Here is a 21,210-nt window from a genome sequence, read left to right on the forward strand (position 1 = left end):
CAGTCGACCTCTTAGCGATAGATCGGGAAGCGGGCGGTCAGTTCGCGCACCTGGGCGGCGACGCCCGCGACGACGGCCGGATCGGCTTCGTCGCCGCCGTTCATCGACGAGACGACGTCGGCGATCCAGTGGCCGATCTGCTTGAACTCTTCCTCGCCGAAGCCGCGCGTGGTGCCGGCCGGGGTGCCCAGACGGACGCCCGAGGTGACGGTGAAGGGCGCGGTGTCGAAAGGCACGCCGTTCTTGTTGCAGGTCATCAGGGCCTTCTCGAGCTCATGCTCGGTGGCCTTGCCGGTCACGCCCTTGGGACGCAGATCGACCAGCATCAGGTGGCTGTCGGTGCCGCCCGAGACGATGGCCAGACCGCGCTCGACCAGGACGCCGGCCAGGGCCTGGGCGTTCTTGACCACCTGTTGGGCGTAATCCTTGAACTCGGGCTTCAGCGCTTCGCCGAAGGCCACGGCCTTGGCGGCGATGACGTGCTCCAGCGGGCCGCCCTGCAGACCGGGGAAGACGGCGGAGTTGATCTTCTTGCCCAGGTCCGCGTCGTTGGACAGGATCATGCCGCCGCGCGGGCCGCGCAGGGTCTTGTGCGTCGTGGTGGTGACGACGTGGGCGTGCGGGATCGGGTCGGGATAGACGCCGCCGGCGATCAGACCCGCATAGTGGGCCATGTCGACCATCAAATAGGCGCCGACCGAATCGGCGATCTCGCGGAAGCGCTTGAAGTCGATGTGACGCGAATAGGCCGAGGCGCCGGCCAGGATCAGCTTGGGCTTCTCCTTCTGGGCCATTTCGGCGACGTGGTCATAGTCGATCAGATGGGTGTCTTCGCGGACCTTGTAGGTCACGGGGCGGAACCACTTGCCCGACTGGTTGGCGGGCGAACCGTGGGTCAGGTGACCGCCGCAGGCCAGGTCCATGCCCAGGAAGGTGTCGCCGGGCTGCAGCAGGGTGAAGAAGACGGCCTGGTTTGCCTGGGCGCCCGAGTGGGGCTGGACGTTGGCGAAGGCGGCGCCGAACAGCTCCTTGGCGCGCTCGCGGGCCAGGTCTTCGGTGACGTCCACGAACTCGCAGCCGCCGTAGTAGCGACGGCCCGGATAGCCCTCGGCGTACTTGTTGGTCAGGACCGAACCCTGAGCGTCCAGCACCGCCTGCGAGACGATGTTTTCCGAAGCGATCAGCTCGATCTGCTCCTTCTGGCGGCCAAGCTCGCCCTGGATGCCCTTGAAGATCGCCGGATCAGCGTCGGCGAGGCTCTTGGAGAAGTACGAGTCGTGGGTGAAGGCGGTCACTGGCGGGCATCCCGAGGGCTGAGGGCGGAAACGGCGCCCCTATCTAGGCCGCGCCGCCGGACACCACAACATCTGGTGGCCCCGCGACCGATCCGCCCACACGCACAACAAGGTTCGAATATTGCCGTAACAATGCTAGTGCAAAGCCAAGCTTTGTAAAATCTTCGGGGGAGCGCCCATGAAATCCTTGCTTGGCGGCCTGGCCGCGGCAGCCTGCCTGATGTCGGCGCCTCAAGTCGCCGCGCAGGCGGTCACCTACTATGTCCAGAGCGCGCCATACGACAGCGTGAGCAACTACACAGCCTGCCCTTTGGGCGGCTGCACCGCCACGTTCACCACGTCGCAACGCGTCTCGGGCTCCTTCACGATCTTCGGCGCCCTCACGCCGAACATGGTCGATGAGGTCATCGACGTTCGCCTGGGCGACCTGAACCTCAGCGACGGGCAGAACACCTTCCAGACCGACTTCTTGAACTGGAGCATCGTTGCACAAACCGCTCAGGTCTCGACCGACGCCAGCGGCAACCTGACCTACTTCGAGTTCAAGTTTGACAAGATGCACGGGCTGCCCGTGGCTCAGGCCAACGCAGCCGACCCCAAGTCCTACGTGACGTCCATCTACCTCGCCAATACGCCGGGCGGCAGCTACGCCTTCGTGCAAAGCAACAGCCTGTGCATGATCCGAGGCGACAACACAGGCGGCAACACCTACGGGCTGGGGTGCATTAACGCGACGTCAAACGCTCCCCAGGGCGCGTCGCAGGCGGCGTCCTCAGCGGTGACGATCTCGCTGACCCCTCCGCCCCCGCCTGCGGCGGTGCCGACCCTGTCGGAATGGGCGATGATCCTGCTGGGGGTTCTGCTGGCGGGTGGAGCCGCACTTCAGCTGCAACGGCGTCGCCAAACGGCCTGACGCAGAGGACTAGCGACGGGTCGCCAGGGCGCGTTTCAGCTTGGCGATGGCGACCCGCTCGACCGCGCGCGGCTCCAGCGCCGGGCCCATGGCGGACACCTCAACGCCCGTGGCCGTGTGGACGGCCGAGCATTTCACATAGGTGCCGTTGCGGACGAACTCGACGATGACTTCGCCCAGTTCGGGATCGGTCGTCATGCAGCGACCGGACGACGCGCCACGTTGCAGTGCGAGAACAGCCTGTCCATCGCATCGACCAGCTTGTCGATCATGCCGTCGTCATGGTTGGGCGACGGGGTGAAGCGCAAGCGCTCGGTGCCCTTGGGCACGGTCGGATAGTTGATCGGCTGGACGTAGATGCCGTGCTCTTCCAGCAGCATGTCCGAGATCAGCTTGCAGTGGACCGGATTGCCGACATGGACCGGGACGATGTGGCTGACGCTGGGCAGGACCGGGATGCCGGCCTCCAGCAGACGGCGCTTCAGGGTCTCGGCGCGCTCCTGATGGGCGATGCGCAGTTCCGGGTGGGCCTTGAGGTGGCGGACCGAGGCCAGGGCGCCGGCCGTCAGGGCGGGCGGCAGGCTGGTGGTGAAGATGAAGCCTGAGGCCCAGCTGCGCACCGCGTCCACGATCACCGCGTCGGCGGCGATATAGCCGCCCATGACGCCGATGGCCTTGCCCAGGGTGCATTCGACGATGTCGATGCCGTCCAGGACGCCCTCACGCTCGGCCACGCCCGCGCCGGTTTCGCCGTAGAGGCCGACCGCGTGGACCTCGTCCAGATAGGTCATGGCGCCGTATTTTTTCGCCAGGGCGATGGTCCCGGCGATGTCGGCGATGTCGCCGTCCATCGAATAGACGCTCTCGAAGGCGACCAGCTTGGGCGCATCGACGGGCGCTGCGGCCAGAAGTTCCTCGAGGTGCTCCAGGTCGTTGTGGCGGAAGATGTGGCGCGGACCGCCGCCGTGGCGGATGCCCTCGATCATCGAGGCGTGGTTCAGGGCGTCGGAGAAGATGATCAGGCCCGGCAGGATCTTCTGCAGGGTCGACAGCGTCGCCTCATTGGCCACATAGCCCGAGGTGAACAGCAGGGCCGCTTCCTTCTGGTGCCAGCTGGCCAGCTCGACTTCCAGATCGACCGCCGAGCGGGTGGTGCCGGAAATGTTTCGCGTGCCGCCGGCGCCGGCGCCGGTCTGGTCGATCTCGGCCGTCATGGCCTCGACCACCACCGGATGCTGGCCCATGCCCAGATAGTCGTTGGAGCACCAGACCACGACGTCCTGTTGGGAGCCGTCCTCGCGGCGGCGCACCGCCTGCGGGAACTGGCCGCGCACGCGCTTCAGGTCGGCGAAAACGCGATAGCGCCCTTCGCTGCGGACCTGCTCCACCGAGTTCTGAAAGGCGGCTTTATAGTCGAACAAGACGGTAGTTCTTTCGCTTATACAGCTTTGTGCGCCTAATTGCGCTCGTCGACCAGCCTTGTCCATGTTCAGAGCCGGACAAAACGTCTCAACCCCTTAATTGATAACGGTTCTCACTTTAGTCGCCCGCGCTCGTCGGCCCTACGGGACCTCCCGACCCGACGCGGGCTGTTTGGTCGCCCGCGAGCAAGCCTTGAGCGATCAGTCCTCTGCCGGCGCCAGCGCCGCCAGAGGAACCCGCGTGACCTGCACGTCCTCCTTGTTGGTCGCGTAGCCGACGTAGAGCGCGCCATTCCAGACGACGCTCTTGGGATAGTGATAGCCGGGACGCTTGTACTGGCCCTCGTAGCGAAGCGGCTGCAGATCCCCTGCCCCGCGCAACAGGAAGCTGCGGTCGAAGACGCGCCCGTCGTCGCCTAGGGTCACGGCCAGCGGCATACGCGGACGATCCGTATTGGGCGCATTGACCAGATAGGCGGTTCCGTCGGGCAGGTTGCCTGCGCTCTGCTTGGCGCGGGCGTCGGGCATGTCGGTCAGGACCGGCGTGGTCCAGGTGACGCCCCGGTCGCAGCTTTCGGACGCGATCTGGCGGAAGCTCAACTCCTCGTCGCGGAAGACCATGACGGCGCAGTCGCCGCGCTGGAACAGGCTGGGCTCGATCTCGCGGCTGAGGCGCTTCTCATGCTCGGCCGCCGCGCCGCTGGCGTCGCGCGGCAGGTTCTGCATCCGCCCCTCTGTCCAGCCCGTCAGGCCCAGAGGATCGTCGGTGAAGAAGGGCTTGGCGATCATGCCGGGGCGCATGTGGAAGCCCGTCATCAGGCGCCCGTCGATCAGATGCGGGTCCTGCTCGATCACGCCCTCGACCGGGCGGCCGTCGGCGCCCATGACGCGGCGCGGTTCGCTCCAGGTCTCGCCGTCGCGGCTGAGGCGGTACTCGGCATAGCCGCCCGCCCCGGACTGAAACCCGTCGGGCCAGACGTTGACGTAGGCGACCAGGGTCTGACCGTCCGTCCACCAGCCGCCGCTGGAGCGCATCAGCCCGCCCTCGCCCGCATGGGCCAGGGCGACGGGAGCGCGCCAGGTCTCGCCGTCGTCGCTGACGCTATAGGCGACCCAGGTGTCGGGGGCGTCCTCGTCGCGCGCCGAGCTCTGCCACTGGGCGTAGAGGCGCCCCTTGAAGGGCATCAACACCACGCCGTTGCTGAACCGATCGGTGGCATCGCCGGGCGCGAAGACGGTGAAGGTCTGCGTGCCCGGCGCGGGCTCCAGTCCCAGATCAGGCGCCCCGGCCTGAAACAGACCAGGTGCGACGCCGTAAGGCGGATCGGCCGGCGCGGCGGCGATCAGGCCGACCGCCGCCAAACCGACCAGTAATGCAAGCCCCCCTCGCCCCCTCATTGAGCCAGCGTATCCAGCCGTCCGCGCAGCATCTGGACCATGGCCGAGAAGTCCTTTCCGCCGTAACCGAGGCCGTTGAACAGGGCGTAGAGGGCCTCGGCCTGGGCGCCCAGCGGGGTGGTGGCGCCCGCCTTGGCGGCGGCGTCCTGGGCCAGTTTCAGGTCCTTCAGCATCATGGCGGTGGCGAAGCCGCCTTCGTAGTCGCGGTTCGAGGGGGCGGTCGGGACCGGACCGGCCCAGGGATAGTAGTTGCTGACCGACCAGCACTGCCCCGAGGACTTGGACGCGATCTCGAAGAAGCGTTCCGGCTCCAGACCCAGCTTCTCGGCCAGGGCGATGGCTTCGCAGGTGCCGACCATGGAGATGCCCAGCAGCATGTTGTTGCAGATCTTGGCGGCCTGCCCTGCGCCGTGGTCGCCCGCGCGGATGGTGATGCGGCTCATGGGGGCCAGCGCCGGTTCGACGCGGGCGAAGTCGGCCTCGTCGCAGCCGACCATGAAGGCCAGGGTGCCGGCGTCGGCGGCGGCGGTGCCGCCCGAGACGGGGGCGTCGGCGAAGGCGTAGCCCGCCTCCCGGGCGAGTCCTGCGACCTTGCGGGCCGTCTCGACGTCGATGGTCGAGCAGTCCAGCAGCAGGGCGCTGGCCGGGGCCACGCCGATGATCTGCTCCGAATAGACGCTGAGCACGTGCGGCCCGGCGGGCAGCATGGTGATGACCACCTCGGCGTCCTTGACCGCCTCGGCCACCGAGGCGACGGTGCGGCACCCGGCCTCGGCGGCGCGTTCCAGCGCGGCGGGCGACAGGTCGAAGGCGGCGACGTCATGCCCGGCCTTGGCCTGATTGGCGGCCATGCCGCCGCCCATGTTGCCGAGACCGATGAAGGCGATGCGAGTCATCTGAGGCGTTTCCCTTATGGATTTTGGGGCAGGGTTAGCGCCCCCTGCCCCGCTTCGCCAGTCATCTGTTCGACAGTTTCGGTTCAGCCCGGTTTTCTGAACCGCAGCATGAACTGGCTGGTCTTGCCGCGAATGGACGGGTCGAAGACGTTGGCCGTGCGCGGGTCGTCGGCACGGGCGAGAAGATCACTGGAGCCGTCCAGCACGAAGCCCGCCGCCTCGACCTCGCGCTTGACCTGATCCACGTCAATGCGATGCAGGCTGTCCGGCGCATCCGGCCCTGCGCCCGTCGCCGCGTCATGGTCGATGACGACATAGAGACCGCCGGGTTTCAGCGCCCGATACGCCGCCGCATTGACCTTGGCCGCCGTGTCCGTGGCGAAGGGCTTGAGGTGCAGGTCGTGATAGTTCTGGGCGGTGAAGATCAGATCCAGGCCCTCGGGCCATTCCGGGGCGCCGATGGGCGAGCTGATGGCGTCGGCGTTGTCGAGCGCGGCGGCGGCGGCCAGGGCCTCGCCATAGCTGGCCTGAAAGCCGATGAACTCGGCGGGTTGCCAGGCCGTGACGTGGCCGTCGGGACCGACGGCGGCCGCGAACAGGCGGGTGAAATAGCCGCCGCCGATGATCATGTCGCCGATCTTCTGACCCGGCTTCACCTCGGCGAAAGCCAGGGTGTCGGCGGCGTGGCGGGCCGTGTCGCGGCCCCGGTCCTCGGTCGTGCGGATCGGGCTCGCCAGGGCGGCTTCATAGGCGACGGGCGCCGTCTGGGCCGAGACGACCGGAGCGGTCGTCGCCAGAGCGGCGGCGATGATGACAGAAAGGAAGGGACGCACGGCAACTCCTCCTGTGATTTCAGCCGGTTCAGCCCGGCTTTCTGAAGCGATAGACGAATTGGTCGGTCTTGCCGCGAATGGCCTCGTCAAAGACGTTCAAGGTATGGTCGTCGGCGGGGTTGGCGACGGCCGAGGTCTCGCCGTCGAAGACGAAGCCGGCGGCTTCCACTTCCTTGCGCAGTTGCGCGCCCTCGATGCGGTGCAGGGTCTCGACGACAGTATTGCCGGCGCCGGGCGCGGCCTGATGATCAATGACCACGAAAAGGCCGCCGGGTTTCAGCGCCTTGAAGATGTCGGCGTTCATCTTGGCCACGTCCACGCCGAAGCGGGGGATGTGGAAGTCATGGTATTCCTGGCTCATGAAGACCACGTCCAGGGGCTGATCGAAGGCCATGGCGTCCAGGTCGCCGTTGACGCGGCTGATGTTGGGATAGGCGGCGACCAGGGCGTCGGCGCGAGGGTTCTCGCGCTCGGCGGTGCGGTTGGGCACGAAGGCGTAGACGTGACCGCCCTCGCCCACCACTCGCGCGAACAGACGGCTGAAATAGCCCGCGCCGGGCCGGATGTCGGCGATCTTCTGACCCGGCTGCACCTGGGCGAAGGCCAGGATCTCGGCGGGATGACGCAGAGGATCGCGCGCGACCTCGTCGGCGGGGCGCAGCGGATCGGCGACGGCGCTCTGATAGGCGACGGGCGGCGCGTTCTGAGCCAGAACCGGCGAAGCGGCGGCGACCAGCAGGGCCGACAGGGCGGCGGCGAGCAGACGGGACTTCATGGGGCGACCTCCGGGAAAGCTGGGCCGCATAAGGCGCGCGTCCGGAGCCGCTGGCAAGCGGCTCCGGACAGCAGGGATCAGCCCGCCATCGAGGTGGGCGACTGCTTCTCCTTCAGAGTCACCAGTTCCTCGGCCATGGTCGGGTGGACGGCGCAGGTGGCGTCCCACTGGGCCTTGGTCAGGCCGGCCTTCACCGCGATGGCGGCCAACTGGATCATCTCCGGGCTTTCCGGGCCGACGATGTGGACGCCGACAACGCGCTGGCTGTCGGCGTCGACCACCAGCTTCATCAGCACCCGCTCGTCCGAGCCGGTGAAGGCGTACTTCATCGGGCGGAAGCGGGTCACATAGACATCGACGCCTTTCGTGCAGGCGCGGCGCGCCTCATGCTCGGTCAAACCGACGACGCCGACCGGCGGCTGGCTGAAGACGGCGGTGGCGACGGCTTCATAGTCGAAGTGCTGCGGATTGTTCTTGAAGACCGTCTCGTGGAAGGCGACGGCCTCGCGGATGGCGACGGGGGTCAGGTTCATCCGGTCGGTCACATCGCCGATGGCCCAGATGTTGTCGACCGAGGTCTTGGAGAAGGGATCGACGGCGATAGCCCCCTCGTCGTTCAGCTCGACGCCCGCGTTCTCTAGGCCCAGTCCCTTGACGTAGGGGACGCGGCCGGTGGCGAACATGATCGCGTCATGCTCCAGCTTCATGCCGTTGCCGAGGTGGCTGACCAGACCGCTTTCGGTCTTCTCGATCGAGGTGTGCTGGCAGCCCAGGATGACCTTGATGCCGCGCTTCTCGATCTCGCCCGCCAGATGGGCGCGCACATCGTCGTCGAAGCCGCGCAGGATGTTGGGGCCGCGATAGATCAGGGTCGTCTCGACGCCGAGGCCGGCGAAGATGCCCGCGAACTCGACGGCGATATAGCCGCCGCCCGCGATCAGGATGCGCTTGGGCAGTTCCGGCAGGTGGAAGGCTTCTTCGGACGTGATGGCGTGCTCGACGCCCGGCAGGTCCTCGGGCTTCCACGGGCGCCCGCCGGTGGCGATCAGGATCTTTTCGGCGGTGAAGGTCTGGTTCTTGCCGACGATTTCGACCGTGTGTGCGTCCTTCATCACGGCGCGGCCGTGGACCAGATCGACGCCCGCCTTGCCCAGGTTGGCGGCGTAAATGCCCGAAAGGCGGGTGATCTCGACATCCTTGGCCTGCAGGAAGGTCGGCCAGTCGAACTTGGCGCTGTCGAAGGACCAGCCGTAGCCCTCGGCGATCTCCAGCGCGTGGCTGACTTCCGACGCCATGACCATGAACTTCTTGGGCACGCAGCCGCGGATGACGCAGGTGCCGCCGACGCGATACTCCTCGGCCACGGCCACCTTCTTGCCGCCCAGAGCGGTCAGGCGCGCCGCGCGCACCCCGCCCGAACCGGCGCCGATGACGAAGAGGTCGTAGTCGTAGGTCGTGGTCATCGGGGGCTCCGGGAATGGACTCGAAAAACAGAGTCCAATTCGTCTGAATCGTCTGAAATCCGTGCGGCTGAACCGCATCGCTGACCCGACTTAGGCGCCGGGGCGCGAGGGGGCAAGACGGGAGGATCAAGCACGCCCGTTTGCCGCATCCCCCTTCCGTCATCCTCCGGCGAGCGCAGCGAGACCGGGGGAGCCAACGGCGCCCGAAGGGCGAAAACCCGCACGCCGCGCTTGCCGTGAAGATCGCCTGCGGCGCCGCTGGGTCCCCCGGTCTGCGCCGCTGCGCGGCTTGCCGGAGGATGACGGAAGGGAGGGTAAGGCTTACTCCGGTTCGTCATCCCGGAAGCGGCGCAGCCGCTATCCGGGACCGCAGGAAATGCCGACGGCGGCGTCTTGGGCGGTCCCGGCTCTGCGCCTCGCGCAGCGAGGCTTCGGCTGGGATGACGGAGGGCTTAGGGATTGAGCGTCTCAACCCCGGCGTCCGTGCCGATGATGGCCAGGTCGGTCAGGTCGAGGAAGAGGCCGTGTTCGACCACGCCGGTCAGGCTCTTGAGGTCGGCGGCGAGGCGGGCCGGGTCGGCGATGACCTTGCAGGCGGCGTCGTAGATCAGATTGCCGCCGTCGGTGCGGATCAGGCCGCGATCGGCCTGACGCACGCGAGCGGGCATGGGGATGTCATGGTCGGCCAGGACGTCTGCGATGCGGTTGGCGGTCGTCTTGTGACCGAAGGCGACGACCTCGATCGGCAGGGGGAAGGTCCCCAGCACCGGCACCACCTTGGCCGCGTCGGCGATGCAGATGCAGCGGGCGGAGGCCTCCCAGACCAGCTTCTCACGCAACAGGGCCGCGCCGCCGCCCTTGATGAGGGCCAGGCCCGGACCGATCTCGTCGGCGCCGTCGACGGTCAGGTCGATGCGGGGGGTGTCCTCCAGCGTCGACAGGGTCAGGCCCAGTTCGCGCGCCAGATCGGCGGTGCGCTCGGACGTCGGCACGCAGCGCAGGTCCGGCAGGTTGCGCGCCGCCAGCGCCTTGACGAACCAGGCGGCGGTGGAGCCGGTGCCCAGACCGACCACCATGCCGGCCTCGACATGGGCGGCGGCGGCTTCGCCGGCGTTCTTCTTCTGCAGGTCGCTCATTTGGATTTCGCCGCCTTCTTTGCGCGCATCGTGTCCATGAAGCGGGCGGCCCAGCCCGGCTTCGTCGTCTGTTCAGCCCGGCCGAGGGCCAGATCACCGGGCGCGACATCCTTCGTCACCACCGAGCCGGAGCCGACCATGGCGCCGGCGCCGATGGTCACGGGGGCGACCAGGGCGCTGTTGGAGCCGACGAAGGCCCCCTCGCCCACCGTGGTGCGGTGTTTGAAGAAGCCGTCGTAGTTACAGAAGATCGTGCCGGCGCCGATGTTGGCCTTGGCCCCCACATGGCCGTCGCCGAGGTAGGCCAGGTGGTTGGCCTTGGCGCCCGCGTCCATGCGGACGTTCTTGACCTCGACGAAGTTGCCGATCTTGACGCCCTCGCCCAGGTCCGCGCCGGGGCGCAGGCGAGCATAGGGGCCGACCTCGGCCTTGCTGGCGACCCTGGCGCCTTCGATGTGGCTGAAACTGCGGATGCGTGCGCCCTCGGCCACCACCGCGCCGGGGCCGAAGACGACGAAGGGCTCGATGGTCGTGCCCGCGCCGACCTGGGTGTCCCAGGCGAAGTGGACGGTGTCAGGGGCGCTCATGGTCACGCCCGCCGCCAGGAAGTGCGCGCGCTGGGCCGACTGGAACAGGGCCTCGGCCTGAGCCAGCTCGCCTTGCGCGTTGACGCCCATGACGGAGTCCTCGGACGCGAAAACGGCGCGGGTGGCGGCGCCGCGCTTGCGGGCCAGCTCGACCACGTCGGTCAGATAGTATTCACCCTTGGCGTTGTCGTTTCGAACCTCGGCCAGCAGGTCGAACAGCAGGCCGACCGGAGCGGCCATGACGCCGGAGTTGCAGGCGGTGACGGCCAGCACGTCTGCGGACGCCTCCTTGGCCTCGGTGATGGCCAGCAGGTCGTCGCCTTGCAGGATCAGACGGCCATAGGCGCCGGGGTCGCGGGCCTCGAAGCCGATGACGGTGACGCCTTCATGGCTGTCGGCGAAAACCGGCTCGATGTCGGCGGCCTTCAGCAGGGGCACGTCGCCATAGGTGACGACCACATGGCCAATGAAGTCGCCCAGCACCGCCTCGGCGGCGCGCACGGCGTGGCCGGTGCCCAGCGGCGGGTCCTGAACCGCGATGGCGTCCTCGCCCAGGCGCTTCTCGACGTGGGCGCGGACCTCCGGCGAATGGCTGCCGACCACGACCACGATGCGCTCGCAGCCGAGAGCCTCAGCGGCGTCGATGGCGTGATCCAGCATGGCGCGCTGGCCCACCGGGTGCAGCACCTTGGGCAGCGGCGACTTCATCCGCGTGCCCTGGCCTGCGGCGAGGATAATGGCTGCGCGAGGGTGAGGTGCGGTCATGAATCGATCCGGCGGCTTGTCGTCCTGCGCGATCTAGCCCATTGCCGGGATCTGCGCGAGCCGGGAGACAAGAGTGAGCATCGAACGCGACCTGGAAGGCTGGACCATCGCCTTCGACCTGGACGGGACCCTGGTGGACTCGGCGCCCGACCTGATCGGCACGCTGAACCGGATGCTTGCGCAATATGACCTGCCGCCCGTGCCCATGTCCTCGGCCCGGCATCTGGTCGGGCATGGGGCCATGGCCCTGCTGCGTCACGGCTTCATGGAGGCGGGCGCCGCCTGGGACGAGGCCCATGCGCCCGGCCTGTTCGAGCGCTTCATCGAGGACTATCTGGCCCATATCGCCGACGAGAGCCGCCCGTTCGACGGCGTGGTTCCGGCGCTGGAGCGGCTGGCCGCGCGCGGGGCCGTCCTGTGCGTCGCCACCAACAAGCGCACGGACCTGTCGGTGGCCCTGATCGAGGCGCTGGACCTGACGCGGCACTTCGCCTTCGTCGCCGGGCCGGACGCGGTCTCGGCCCGCAAGCCCAGCGGGGCGCACATCCATGAAGCGGTGCAGAAGGCGGGCGGCGATCCGGCGCGCTGCGTCATGGTCGGCGACAGCACCACCGACACCAAGGCCGCCAAGGATGCGGGCGTGGCCTGCATCGTCGTCGGCTTCGGCTACAACGACGTGCCGCGTGAAGAGCTGGGCGGGGATGTGGTGATCGACCACTACGACGGGTTTGAAGACGCGCTGGCTGAGGTGATGGGCTAAGGCCCCTCGCCCGCCCCTCCATCGCTCCCCCCGGCGAAGGCCGGAATCCGGACACCGAACACGGCCCGGAATCGGACGCTCTGAAGTTCGCTTAAGGGTGGAACGCCGACGTGTCCAAGTGACTTTTCTGCGTAGGGCGATATCGTACGCGTATGATTGAGATCGACCCTCAAGAGCCGCCCGCAATCATCGAGTTGCACAACGATGCCCAAGGCATTGCCCAGTTGAGGCTCTACGGTGACGACTGTGCCTTGATGGGCTGGACTGGGGATTACAAGAGCGGTGCGCCCGTAGCCGCATTTCTGGCAAAGGCTGAAGCTTCGAATACCGACGCCGCCAAAGCCGTCGAAATCTTGCTCGAGCAGACGAGCGAAGCATTCTACCACTGGCGTCTGGAATTTCTCGAACAAGATACGATGAAGCTCGCCGAGTTTCTTTCGATCACCTGCCCAGACCTGAACCAGCGCTTTCCAGATTTTCTCGTGGCGGATGGCGATGAGCCAAAGACGCCCCAGCAATTCCAGATGAAATTACTCAGCTTCGTAATCAGGCTGTCTTAGCGGCAACTCCGCCCCGCCCGCTGGGATGAGCGGGTTGGGGTGAGGCAGAAAAACTAAACGACCAACCAGAACTTCTAACCCTCAATCGCTCCCGTTGCGGTTGCCGTCCCCCCATGCGCCAAACACATAGGTCGACCGCTCCTCCCCAAAGGTCGTCATGTTTCGTCGCTTCTTCGCTATCCCGCTTTGGCAGCGCACCGCTGCTGGTTTCGCCCTGGGCATCATCGCCGGCCTGATCCTGCGCGAGCAGGCCGTGGTCTGGTTGCAGCCGATCGGCGACGTCTATCTGAACCTGATCCGCATGGTGGTGGCGCCGCTGGTGCTGTTCACCATCGCCAGTTCGATCGCCAAGCTGGGCGAAGGGGTGGGCGCGGTGCGGCTGGGGGTGCGGACCATTGTCTGGTTCGCCATCACCTCCCTGCTGGCGGTCTTGGTCGGCTTCGCCTTCGGGCACATCATCAATCCGGGCGTCGGCCTGGCTGACCTGCCGCTGGGCGAGGTCAAGGAACGCGTGATCCCGACGCCGTTGCAGGTGCTGCTGGGCGTTGTGCCGACCAATCCCTTCGCCTCTCTGGCCGAGGGCAAGGTGCTGCAGATCATCTTCTTCTCGGCCCTGATGGGCGCCGCCCTGGTGGCGCTGGGCGACCGGGCGCAGACGGCGCGGCGACTGGTGGATGAAGGCGCGGCCCTGGTCTTCCGCATCACCCGCTGGGTGATCCAGCTGACGCCGTTCGGGGTGTTCGGCCTGATCGGCTCGGTCGTCGGCGGCTATGGCTGGGAGGCGCTGCTGCCGCTGGGCAAGTTCATCTTCGCCATCTACGCGGCCTGCCTGTTCCACATCCTGATCGTCTATTCGGGCCTGCTGAAGCTGCACGGGCTGAAAATCCGCAGCTTCTTCCGCGGGGCCTTCGCGGCGCAGCAGACGGCCTTCGCCACCTCCTCGTCGCTGGGCACCCTGCCGATCACCCTGCGTCAGACGGTCGAGCGTCTGGGCGTGCCGCAAGCCTATGCCGCCTTCGCCGTGCCCCTGGGCGCCAATGTGAAGATGGACGGCTGCGGTGCCATCTATCCGGCCATCGCCTCGATCTTCATCGCCCAGTATTTCCAGATCGACCTGACACTGACGCAATACGTGCTGATCGGCCTGACGGCGGTTCTGGGATCGCTGGGGACGGCGGGGGTGCCCGGCACCAGCATCGTCATGCTGACCCTGACCCTGTCGACGGCGGGCCTGCCGCTGGAAGGTATCGGCTACATCGTCGCCATCGACCGGATCATCGACATGATGCGCACGGCCACCAACGTCACCGGCCAGATGGTCGTGCCCGTTCTGGTGGCCAAGGAGGAAGGCATCCTGAACGAGGACATCTACAACGGTCACGTCGCCTGGCTGCCCGGCGATCCCGAGGCGGAAACGCCCGAAGGCGTGCGCGCGGCGGGTATTTGATCAAAGAGGCTTGCCGTCGTCGGAATCGCGGGCTACATCGCGCCTCCCGACGGCCCAAGCCTTTCTGATTTGGCCGTTACTGCGCTGGACGCGTAGCTCAGCGGGAGAGCACCTCGTTCACACCGAGGGGGTCACAGGTTCAATCCCTGTCGCGTCCACCATTCTTCCCCTTATCTTACAACAAGATAGAACTCATCTCCTGGCCGTGAACCTGGGGCGTCTGAGGTTTGACTTCGTTAGGGGGGCGCTAGGGGGGCGCCGGAAACCTCGCTCAAAACGGCGTTTCAGGCTGTTTCAAGCACGAATTCGCCGCGAACAAGCATAGCAGCATTGCCGTTGCTTGCCCGGAACGCTTCAGCAAGGACCGACGTAGGCCCGGTCGGCGAGACGCCCCCAGGCATCCAGCGAGGCCGCTTCACTCACTCCGGAGCAGACGGAGGTGAACTGGTCGCAGCGGGCGGACTCGGATTCGTCGTGCTTCGGGACGGCGTGGTTGTCCCCGACCCTTGAAGCGCAGCAGAGCCCGGCGCCTCGGTCGCAACCGCCCCGTTGACCGTCTCGCTGGATGACCCTGACGTCCCCGGTCCAGCAGGAACATCAGTCAAGGTCCCCACTTCCCCCACAGGCTCCCCTTCCGCCCCGGACGCTTCCCGCGCCCGCCGGTCGGCGTCCCTGCTGCAGGCGGCGGCCAGCAAACCAAGGACAGCCAGGCCGGCCGCGATCTTGATGTAGGTCTTCATGTCGAGCTCCCTTTCGACATAACGGAAAGAGCTAGGCCGAGGATTGTTGCGACTGTCGCCTTTCGGTCAGTCGCGAGCGCCGAGCATCACAGGGTCCCGGCGAACCTCAGCTCGCCCGTCTCCGGGGCGTAGCCCTCTTCCCCTTCTCCGAAGCGGCCGGCCGCTTGGCCGTCCGCGCGCCCCTGCGAGGTTCGGCGCCCGACCCTTTCAGGCTGGCGCGGAGCGCGGCCATCAGATCCACGACATTGGTGTCCTCCGGCTCGGCGGCGCGAACAGGCTTATGGCCCTTCTGTTTGGAGGCGATCAGAGCCTTGAGCGCCTCCTCGTATCGATCGACAAACTGGTCCGGGTCGAAGGGCCCGGTCTTCTGCTCGATGATCCGCCGCGCAATATCGACCATGGCCAGATCAGGCGCCTTGTCCGATATGGCTCCGAACACGTCGCGCATCGCGCGGACCTCCCCTCGCGTACGGAGAGAATAGGCGAGGATTCCCTGATCCCGCGGCTCCAGCGCCAGCAGACGCTCCCGCGTCGACAGGACCACGCGCCCCAGGGCGATCTTGCCTTCCGAGCGCATGGCCTCACGGATAACGCCGAAAGCCTCCTCCGCCAGCGCTCCGGCCGGCGCGAGGTAGTAGGGATTATCCCAGTAGAGGCGGTCGATCTCCTCCTCCGGCACGAAGCGCTCGATATCGATCGTTTTCGTGCTCTCCAGTTTGACGGATTTTATCTCCTCATCGGTCAGGAGGATGTATTCGTCCTTGGCGACGGCATAGCCCTTGACCAGGGACGACCGCTCGACCGGGCCCGTGTCCGGGTCGGTGGTGATCATCCGGATACGATTGTTGGTCTCGGGATTGATGAGATTGAAATGAACATCGCCCCCTGAACTGGTCGCCGTGTAAAGGGCGACGGGGCAGGTCACGAGGGACAGACGCAGGTGTCCCTGCCAGGTGGGGCGATACGCCATTTCGAGCCTCCGGGACGGGCGCCGCGCCCGTCGCGCCCTATCAACACCATGAAACGGGTTTCGCTCCCTGCCCTGCGTCTCACCCGAGCCGACGGTTCAGCCGCAGGTTTCGGCCTGCCCGTCGTCCAGGTCGATGACAAAGCAGTGCTCCCGACCTCCCTCCATATCCGCCACGAAGAGACGGACCTCATCCCCGGCGTTGACAGGAGCAAAGAACAGTTCGGCATACCCGACCGCCGCGGCCTCAAAGCTCGGGGCCTCGACCACGTGGCCATGGGCTCGGCCTGCGTCTTCAGCGTAGACATAAAAGCGGTTGTGTCCGGTTCCGGACATTGAGACCTCCTAAGCCTTGGGCCTGATCGTATTCGACTGCTAACTCAGCTGGCGCCCACACGACCACCCGTGTCGAACGCTTCGCAAGTCAGGCGTCTGGCGGCGTTTCATCGGCCTTCTTTCCAGGCGCCCCCGGATGCCGGCGGCTCCACCGGAACGCCGCCGCCGCAACCGCGGTGAAGACGAGACCCAGAGCGAAAAGCAGGAAGTTCATGCGCCCTTCCCCGGACTCCATCCCCGTCCGATGCGTCTGAAAGCGCGGCTGATCCGGAACAATCCCATGGCGACCGGAACAGCGCCTAGAATGACAAGAAGAATGGCGCCGAGCATCTGCATATCGAACCAGCGCCGGGCGAGCTCCGAAGGTTCCCGGCGGCGTCGCCCTCTCTTCGCAGGCGCTCATAGAGTCATGGATCGCTCCATCCCGTGATGCGGACTTGCGCCTGGGGCTTCCCATCAGAGGAAAAGACCAGGGTCGCCCGCTTTTCGCCGTGTCCCGGCACGTAGTCGAGCGTAGCCCCGGATTTCTCCCCGTCCGCCTCCCCTTCTATCTCAACGGCGGCGGCCGTCATGTCGCCGTTGTTCACAACCTTGACCTCCAGCGCCCAGCCCGCTCCCACAGGACGAAGAGCTTGGGGCAGGACGGTCAGGTCGGGCGGCCTGTGATCGGCGAAGGCGGATCGCGCGAGCACAGCGATCGCTGCGGCGGTGACGATGAGACCCATCAAGGCGCAGACGCACTGCAGCCGTGACAGCGTTTCGCGAGCGGGCTTCTCCCGGTTCTTCATCTTCACACCAGAAGCCGCGCGGCCGCCGCGCCCAGGGCGGCCGGGAAGGCGAGAACGACGACATTGGCCATGACGGCGCCCGCGCCATGCCCATCTACAGCGCCGAACACCCACAGCATGGCGAAGCTCGCAGCCAGACAAAGGGCGTAGCCCGGCAGGGTGAAGTCCAGGAAGGCGCGAAGAGGGCTTTCCTTTTCTTCCTGCCCCGCGAAACCGGCCTCGAAGACGATGACGTGCAGAAGCGCCAGCGACAGCACCAGCAGCCCCAAGGCGCCTGACGGAGTCGTCAGGTAGGCGATCAGCCGCATTTCCTCGGTCGGCGCCAGGTTCATGGCGAAATACAAGGCTCCGGCGAACATGAGGAAGAGCTCGCCAGGGTAGGACGCCTCGTCCTCGTCGCCCTCCTCCTCATCCCCTGAAAGTTGCCGACGGGCGACAAGGGCGCCGAGGGCGGCCGGGACCGCCTGAAGCGAAACCTGCCCCGCCGCCGAAGTCAGGGAGGAGTCGTCAAGGACGTTGAACATGGCCAGAAGCGCCGTCGAGGTCGTGAACCCGACGGCGAGCGCCACAAGGGTGTCCAGGCTGTTGTTCACCAAGCCCCTTCGCGCAGAAAAGCCCGCGTAGTGAGCCAGGCCGTAGAGGACGGGCAAGGCGGCGATCACGAAGGCGAGGCGCCGCGCGGGCGCAGCCGTCACGCCGAGGGCCCACATCTCCATGGTCATCAGCAAGGGGAGACTGAACAACAGGGCGCCGCCGAATGCGCGCCCCAGATCCGACAGATAGTCGATCTCCGAACCCAACCCGCGGTCTGCGGACGTCATCCTTCAGATCCTCCTAATCGTCCGCCGCCACGAACTGACGACGTCATTAACGAGCGCAGCCCCAGAGCCAGGGCGCATTTCGTTCCAAGATCCAACAAGCCTTGCCGTTCCAGGTCGGACGGCGTTCGCGGCTCAGCCGACGCCGGCCCCGCCGGTCACGCCCCAGACCTCTCCGGTGACGAAGCTGGCCTCCTGGGAGGCGAGCAGGACGTAGACCGGCGCGATCTCCACCGGCTGCCCCGGCCGGCCGAAGGCGCTGTGGGCCCCGAACTGCTCGACCTTCTCCTGGGGCTGACCGCCGCTGGGCTGCAGCACCGTCCAGAAGGGTCCCGGCGCGACGGCGTTCACCCGCACGCCCTTCTCGATCATCTGCTTGGCCAGGGCCTTGGTGTAGGCGACGATCCCGGCCTTGGTGGTCGCATAGTCCAGCAGGATGTCCGAAGGCTCATAGGCCTGGATCGAGGCGGTGGTGATGATGGCCGCGCCCGGCGGCAGATGAGGCGCTGCGGCCTGACAAATCCAGTGCAAGGCGTAGAGGTTGGTCTTAATCGTGGCGTCGAAATCGGCGGTCGAGACCTCGGCCACATTCTCCCGGTACTGCTGATGACCGGCGTTGACGACCAGGATGTCCAGACCGTCGAAGGCCTCCGCCACCCGGGCGACCATGGTCGCATTCCATGCCTCGTCGCGAATGTCGCCTGGCAGGGCCAGGGCCTTCACCCCGGCCTTCTCGATCAGGGCGACCACCTCCTGCGCGTCCTTCTCCTCGGACGGCAGATAGGCGATGGCCACATCGGCGCCTTCGCGGGCATAGGCGATCGCCGTCGCCCGCCCGATCCCGGAATCTCCGCCGGTGATCAGGGCCCGGCGCCCTTTCAGACGGCCATGTCCGACATAGCTGTCCTCACCATGGTCGGGCCGCGGGATCATCCGGCCCGCCAGACCGGGTTCGGGCTGAGGCTGACGGGGAAAGGGCGGTCGAGGATACTGGTTGCGCGGATCCTGCATGGCGAGGCGATCGGACATGGGTCTTCCTTTGAAGGCGCGCGGCCTGCATCAGGCGCGCTCGGGCATGCCGACCTAATGTCCGTGTCGCAGGGCTCGTTCCGCCCAGGCTCAGCCCCATGGCGCCCTTTGCGGTCTCAGGCGTTGACCAGCTTCACCGGAGGCGACCTTGATCGACGAACCAGGCCACAAATCCGCTCTGCAGGCCCTGCGCTCCGCCGCGGCCTCCCTCCGGCGCGGGATGAGGGCGAGAGCAGCCCGGCTCAAGACCTATGTCCTCGATCAGGATCCTGTCTGGTCGGCCGTCCGGCGTCCGGGAAAGGCGGAGATCATCGCGGCCACGATCACTCTTGGGCTGATCGCGGGCTCTCTGGTGTTTCTGATGTTGTTCGACTGGAACTGGTTGCGCGGGCCGATCAGCCGGGCGGCCTCCGCCTCCACGGGTCGCGAGGTCGTGCTGAACGGCGACCTCGATGTCAGGCTGTTCAGCTGGACGCCCTCGGCGACGGTGCGCCGCCTCAGCATAGGCGGCCCCGCCTGGGCGCACGATCGCAACACGGCCGAAGTCGAACAACTGGACGTCTCCGTCCGGCTGCGACGGCTTTTCCTGGGTCAGGTGGAGGTGTCCTCCCTGGTGATGACCCGTCCGGCGGTCCATCTTGTCGTGGACGGGAACGGTCGCCGGAGCTGGGACCTGCACCCCGAGCGGCCCGACGACGGTCGCGGGGCGAAACTGCCGGTCATCCAGCGCCTGGTCATCAAGGACGGCCGCCTGACGCTGGACGAACAGCGACGGGGCATGAAGCTCGACGCCATGATCACGGCGCGCGAGGCCCGCTCGCCCGAGGACGGCGAAAGCGGCTTTCTGCTTGACGGCAAGGGGACGATGAACGGCGCGCCGCTCACTCTCCGCGTAACCGGCGGCCCCTTCGTCAATATTCGCCGCGACCGACCCTACGCCTTCACCGCCGATCTGGCGGGCGCCGGCTCGAGACTTAGGGCCGAGGGCGAAGTCACCCGGCCGTTCGACCTCGGGCGGTTCAATGCGGTGCTGGAGCTTGAGGGCCAGGACCTGGCCGACATCTATCTCCTGACCGGGATCACCACGCCCAACACGCCGCCCTACAGACTGAAGGGCGATCTGAGCCGGGACGGCGCCCTGTTCCGCTTCGCCGATTTCAGCGGGCGGGTCGGATCCTCCGACCTGTCCGGAAGCCTGGAGGTGAACAAGGTCGGCGAGCGCCGCCGCGTCGACGCGAAACTGACCTCCCGCACCCTGGACATCGACGACCTCGCCGCCGTCCTGGGCGCCCGACCACAGGTCACCGGCGAGGGGACGGTCGCAACCTCGGGCGCGCCCGGCAAGCTCCTGCCCGACGCCCCGCTGCGGACGGAACGGCTCCGCGCCATGGACGGGTCGCTCTCCTACCGCGCCGGTACGGTCAAGACCAACGCCTTCGACATCCGGCAGGTCAGCCTCGGGGCCGACCTGAAGGACGGGATCCTGAAGCTCGACCCCGTCGCCTTCGCTTTCAATCGCGGAGAACTCAACGGTACGGCCCGCATCGACGCCCGCAAGTCCATTCCCTACAGCGTCGTCGATTTCCGCCTGAGCGGCTATCCCCTGGAGTCGATCATCCCAGCGCGCGGGGGCGCCCCGACAGTGACGGGACGCGCCCTGGGGCGGACCAGGCTGGAGGGGCCAGGCGCATCCATTCACGACCTGGCGGCCAACTCCAAGGGATCCATCAGCCTGGTGGCGCCCCAGGGTCAGATGCGATCGGCCTTCGCCGAACTGCTGGGCATCAATGTCGGCGCCGGGCTCGGCAAGCTGCTCTCCGGGGACCAGTCCACGTCCGGCATTCGCTGCGCGGTTGCGGATTTCAAGGTGGCCGGCGGCGTCGCTACCTCTCGCACCCTTGTGATCGACACGGACGTGGTCCTGGCCCAGGGTTCGGGAACCATCGACCTCGGCGCCGAGACCATGAACCTCCGGATCGACGGCGAAACCAAGAAGCCGCGCCTCCTGCGCGTCTGGGCGCCGATCACCATCAAAGGCCCCCTCGCCTCCCCGCGCCTCGGCGTGGACGCCTCGGCGGTGGCGACGCAGGGCGGTCTGGTGGGCGCCCTTGCCACCCTCGTCAGTCCGGTCGCGGCCCTCCTTGGCTTCATCGATCCCGGCCTGGCCGAGGACGCAGACTGCGGCTCCCTGATCGCTTCCGCTCGCTGAACTCTCTGCGGCCGCACTCCGGCCGACGGCTTTCGTCGCCCCGGTCCTCGAAGGGCCGGGATGGAACGCCGAAC

Annotated in this window: 20 protein-coding genes and 1 tRNA gene; 6 read left to right on the forward strand and 15 right to left on the reverse strand. The window is 67.0% G+C overall.

Annotation, left to right across the window (positions count from 1 at the left end; all coding sequences use genetic code 11):
• Positions 1-11: 11 nt before the first annotated feature.
• The gene (gene glyA, locus B3K53_RS05175; protein ID WP_292083035.1) at positions 12-1,295 is read right to left on the reverse strand and encodes a serine hydroxymethyltransferase; all 1,284 of its coding nucleotides are present in this window, start codon (positions 1,293-1,295) and stop codon (positions 12-14) included.
• Between the two features lie 178 nt (positions 1,296-1,473).
• On the opposite strand from glyA, the gene B3K53_RS05180 reads away from it, so the two are divergent.
• On the forward strand, positions 1,474-2,208 hold the full coding sequence (locus tag B3K53_RS05180; protein ID WP_292083036.1) for an IPTL-CTERM sorting domain-containing protein: 735 nt from the start codon (positions 1,474-1,476) through the stop codon (positions 2,206-2,208).
• Between the two features lie 9 nt (positions 2,209-2,217).
• Here the strand turns inward: B3K53_RS05180 and B3K53_RS05185 are convergent, their stop codons facing one another.
• The 9 genes from B3K53_RS05185 to glmU form a co-directional block, all read right to left on the reverse strand.
• A complete protein-coding gene (locus B3K53_RS05185; protein ID WP_292083037.1) occupies positions 2,218-2,406 on the reverse strand; it encodes a DUF6898 family protein in 189 nt (62 codons plus the stop codon).
• The gene (gene hemA / locus B3K53_RS05190; RefSeq protein WP_292083038.1) at positions 2,403-3,629 is read right to left on the reverse strand and encodes a 5-aminolevulinate synthase; all 1,227 of its coding nucleotides are present in this window, start codon (positions 3,627-3,629) and stop codon (positions 2,403-2,405) included. Before hemA ends, B3K53_RS05185 begins: the two co-directional genes overlap by 4 nt.
• Positions 3,630-3,830: 201 nt before the next feature.
• Entirely contained in the window at positions 3,831-4,991 is a 1,161-nt protein-coding gene (locus tag B3K53_RS05195; protein WP_292083039.1) for a sialidase family protein, read from the reverse strand.
• Positions 4,992-5,023: 32 nt separating this feature from the next.
• Positions 5,024-6,010, reverse strand: a complete 987-nt coding sequence (gene mmsB / locus B3K53_RS05200; protein ID WP_292083374.1) for a 3-hydroxyisobutyrate dehydrogenase — start codon at positions 6,008-6,010, stop codon at positions 5,024-5,026.
• On the reverse strand, positions 6,007-6,756 hold the full coding sequence (locus tag B3K53_RS05205) for a class I SAM-dependent methyltransferase (protein WP_292083040.1): 750 nt from the start codon (positions 6,754-6,756) through the stop codon (positions 6,007-6,009). Before B3K53_RS05205 ends, mmsB begins: the two co-directional genes overlap by 4 nt.
• Positions 6,757-6,784: 28 nt before the next feature.
• A complete protein-coding gene (locus tag B3K53_RS05210; RefSeq protein WP_292083041.1) occupies positions 6,785-7,531 on the reverse strand; it encodes a class I SAM-dependent methyltransferase in 747 nt (248 codons plus the stop codon).
• A 77-nt stretch (positions 7,532-7,608) separates the two neighbouring features.
• Positions 7,609-8,994: a glutathione-disulfide reductase gene (gor, locus tag B3K53_RS05215; RefSeq protein ID WP_292083042.1), complete on the reverse strand. Its 1,386-nt coding sequence runs from the start codon at positions 8,992-8,994 to the stop codon at positions 7,609-7,611.
• Positions 8,995-9,446: 452 nt separating this feature from the next.
• Positions 9,447-10,130 (reverse strand): ribose-5-phosphate isomerase RpiA, encoded by a 684-nt coding sequence (gene rpiA / locus B3K53_RS05220; protein ID WP_292083043.1) that lies wholly within the window; start codon positions 10,128-10,130, stop codon positions 9,447-9,449.
• Positions 10,127-11,482 carry a bifunctional UDP-N-acetylglucosamine diphosphorylase/glucosamine-1-phosphate N-acetyltransferase GlmU gene (glmU, locus tag B3K53_RS05225; protein WP_292083044.1) on the reverse strand — a complete coding sequence of 452 codons (1,356 nt, stop codon included), beginning with the start codon at positions 11,480-11,482 and terminating at the stop codon, positions 10,127-10,129. The genes rpiA and glmU overlap by 4 nt, the downstream gene beginning before the upstream one ends.
• Before the next feature lie 73 nt (positions 11,483-11,555).
• Between glmU and B3K53_RS05230 the strand changes: the two genes are divergently transcribed.
• From B3K53_RS05230 to B3K53_RS05245, 4 genes are all read left to right on the forward strand, one after another.
• Positions 11,556-12,242, forward strand: a complete 687-nt coding sequence (locus B3K53_RS05230; protein WP_292083045.1) for an HAD-IA family hydrolase — start codon at positions 11,556-11,558, stop codon at positions 12,240-12,242.
• Positions 12,243-12,394: 152 nt separating this feature from the next.
• Positions 12,395-12,802, forward strand: a complete 408-nt coding sequence (locus tag B3K53_RS05235) for a hypothetical protein (protein WP_292083047.1) — start codon at positions 12,395-12,397, stop codon at positions 12,800-12,802.
• Between the two features lie 157 nt (positions 12,803-12,959).
• Entirely contained in the window at positions 12,960-14,249 is a 1,290-nt protein-coding gene (locus B3K53_RS05240) for a dicarboxylate/amino acid:cation symporter (RefSeq protein ID WP_292083048.1), read from the forward strand.
• A gap of 86 nt (positions 14,250-14,335) precedes the next feature.
• Positions 14,336-14,410: transfer RNA gene (locus tag B3K53_RS05245), tRNA-Val, on the forward strand.
• A 685-nt stretch (positions 14,411-15,095) separates the two neighbouring features.
• On the opposite strand, the gene B3K53_RS05250 is transcribed toward B3K53_RS05245, so the two are convergent.
• The 5 genes from B3K53_RS05250 to B3K53_RS05270 form a co-directional block, all read right to left on the reverse strand.
• The gene (locus B3K53_RS05250; protein ID WP_292083049.1) at positions 15,096-15,959 is read right to left on the reverse strand and encodes a Ku protein; all 864 of its coding nucleotides are present in this window, start codon (positions 15,957-15,959) and stop codon (positions 15,096-15,098) included.
• Between the two features lie 96 nt (positions 15,960-16,055).
• Entirely contained in the window at positions 16,056-16,292 is a 237-nt protein-coding gene (locus tag B3K53_RS05255) for a DUF5961 family protein (RefSeq protein ID WP_292083050.1), read from the reverse strand.
• Positions 16,293-16,699: 407 nt separating this feature from the next.
• The gene (locus tag B3K53_RS05260; RefSeq protein WP_292083051.1) at positions 16,700-17,086 is read right to left on the reverse strand and encodes a hypothetical protein; all 387 of its coding nucleotides are present in this window, start codon (positions 17,084-17,086) and stop codon (positions 16,700-16,702) included.
• Positions 17,083-17,901: a TIGR02587 family membrane protein gene (locus tag B3K53_RS05265; protein WP_292083052.1), complete on the reverse strand. Its 819-nt coding sequence runs from the start codon at positions 17,899-17,901 to the stop codon at positions 17,083-17,085. Before B3K53_RS05265 ends, B3K53_RS05260 begins: the two co-directional genes overlap by 4 nt.
• Before the next feature lie 132 nt (positions 17,902-18,033).
• Positions 18,034-18,927, reverse strand: a complete 894-nt coding sequence (locus tag B3K53_RS05270) for an SDR family oxidoreductase (protein WP_292083053.1) — start codon at positions 18,925-18,927, stop codon at positions 18,034-18,036.
• 148 nt (positions 18,928-19,075) lie between these two features.
• Here B3K53_RS05270 and B3K53_RS05275 point away from each other — a divergent pair, with 148 nt between their 5' ends.
• On the forward strand, positions 19,076-21,136 hold the full coding sequence (locus B3K53_RS05275; protein ID WP_292083054.1) for an AsmA family protein: 2,061 nt from the start codon (positions 19,076-19,078) through the stop codon (positions 21,134-21,136).
• Positions 21,137-21,210: the final 74 nt, after the last annotated feature.

Source organism: Brevundimonas sp. UBA7506 (genome assembly GCF_002479495.1).
GTDB lineage: Bacteria > Pseudomonadota > Alphaproteobacteria > Caulobacterales > Caulobacteraceae > Brevundimonas.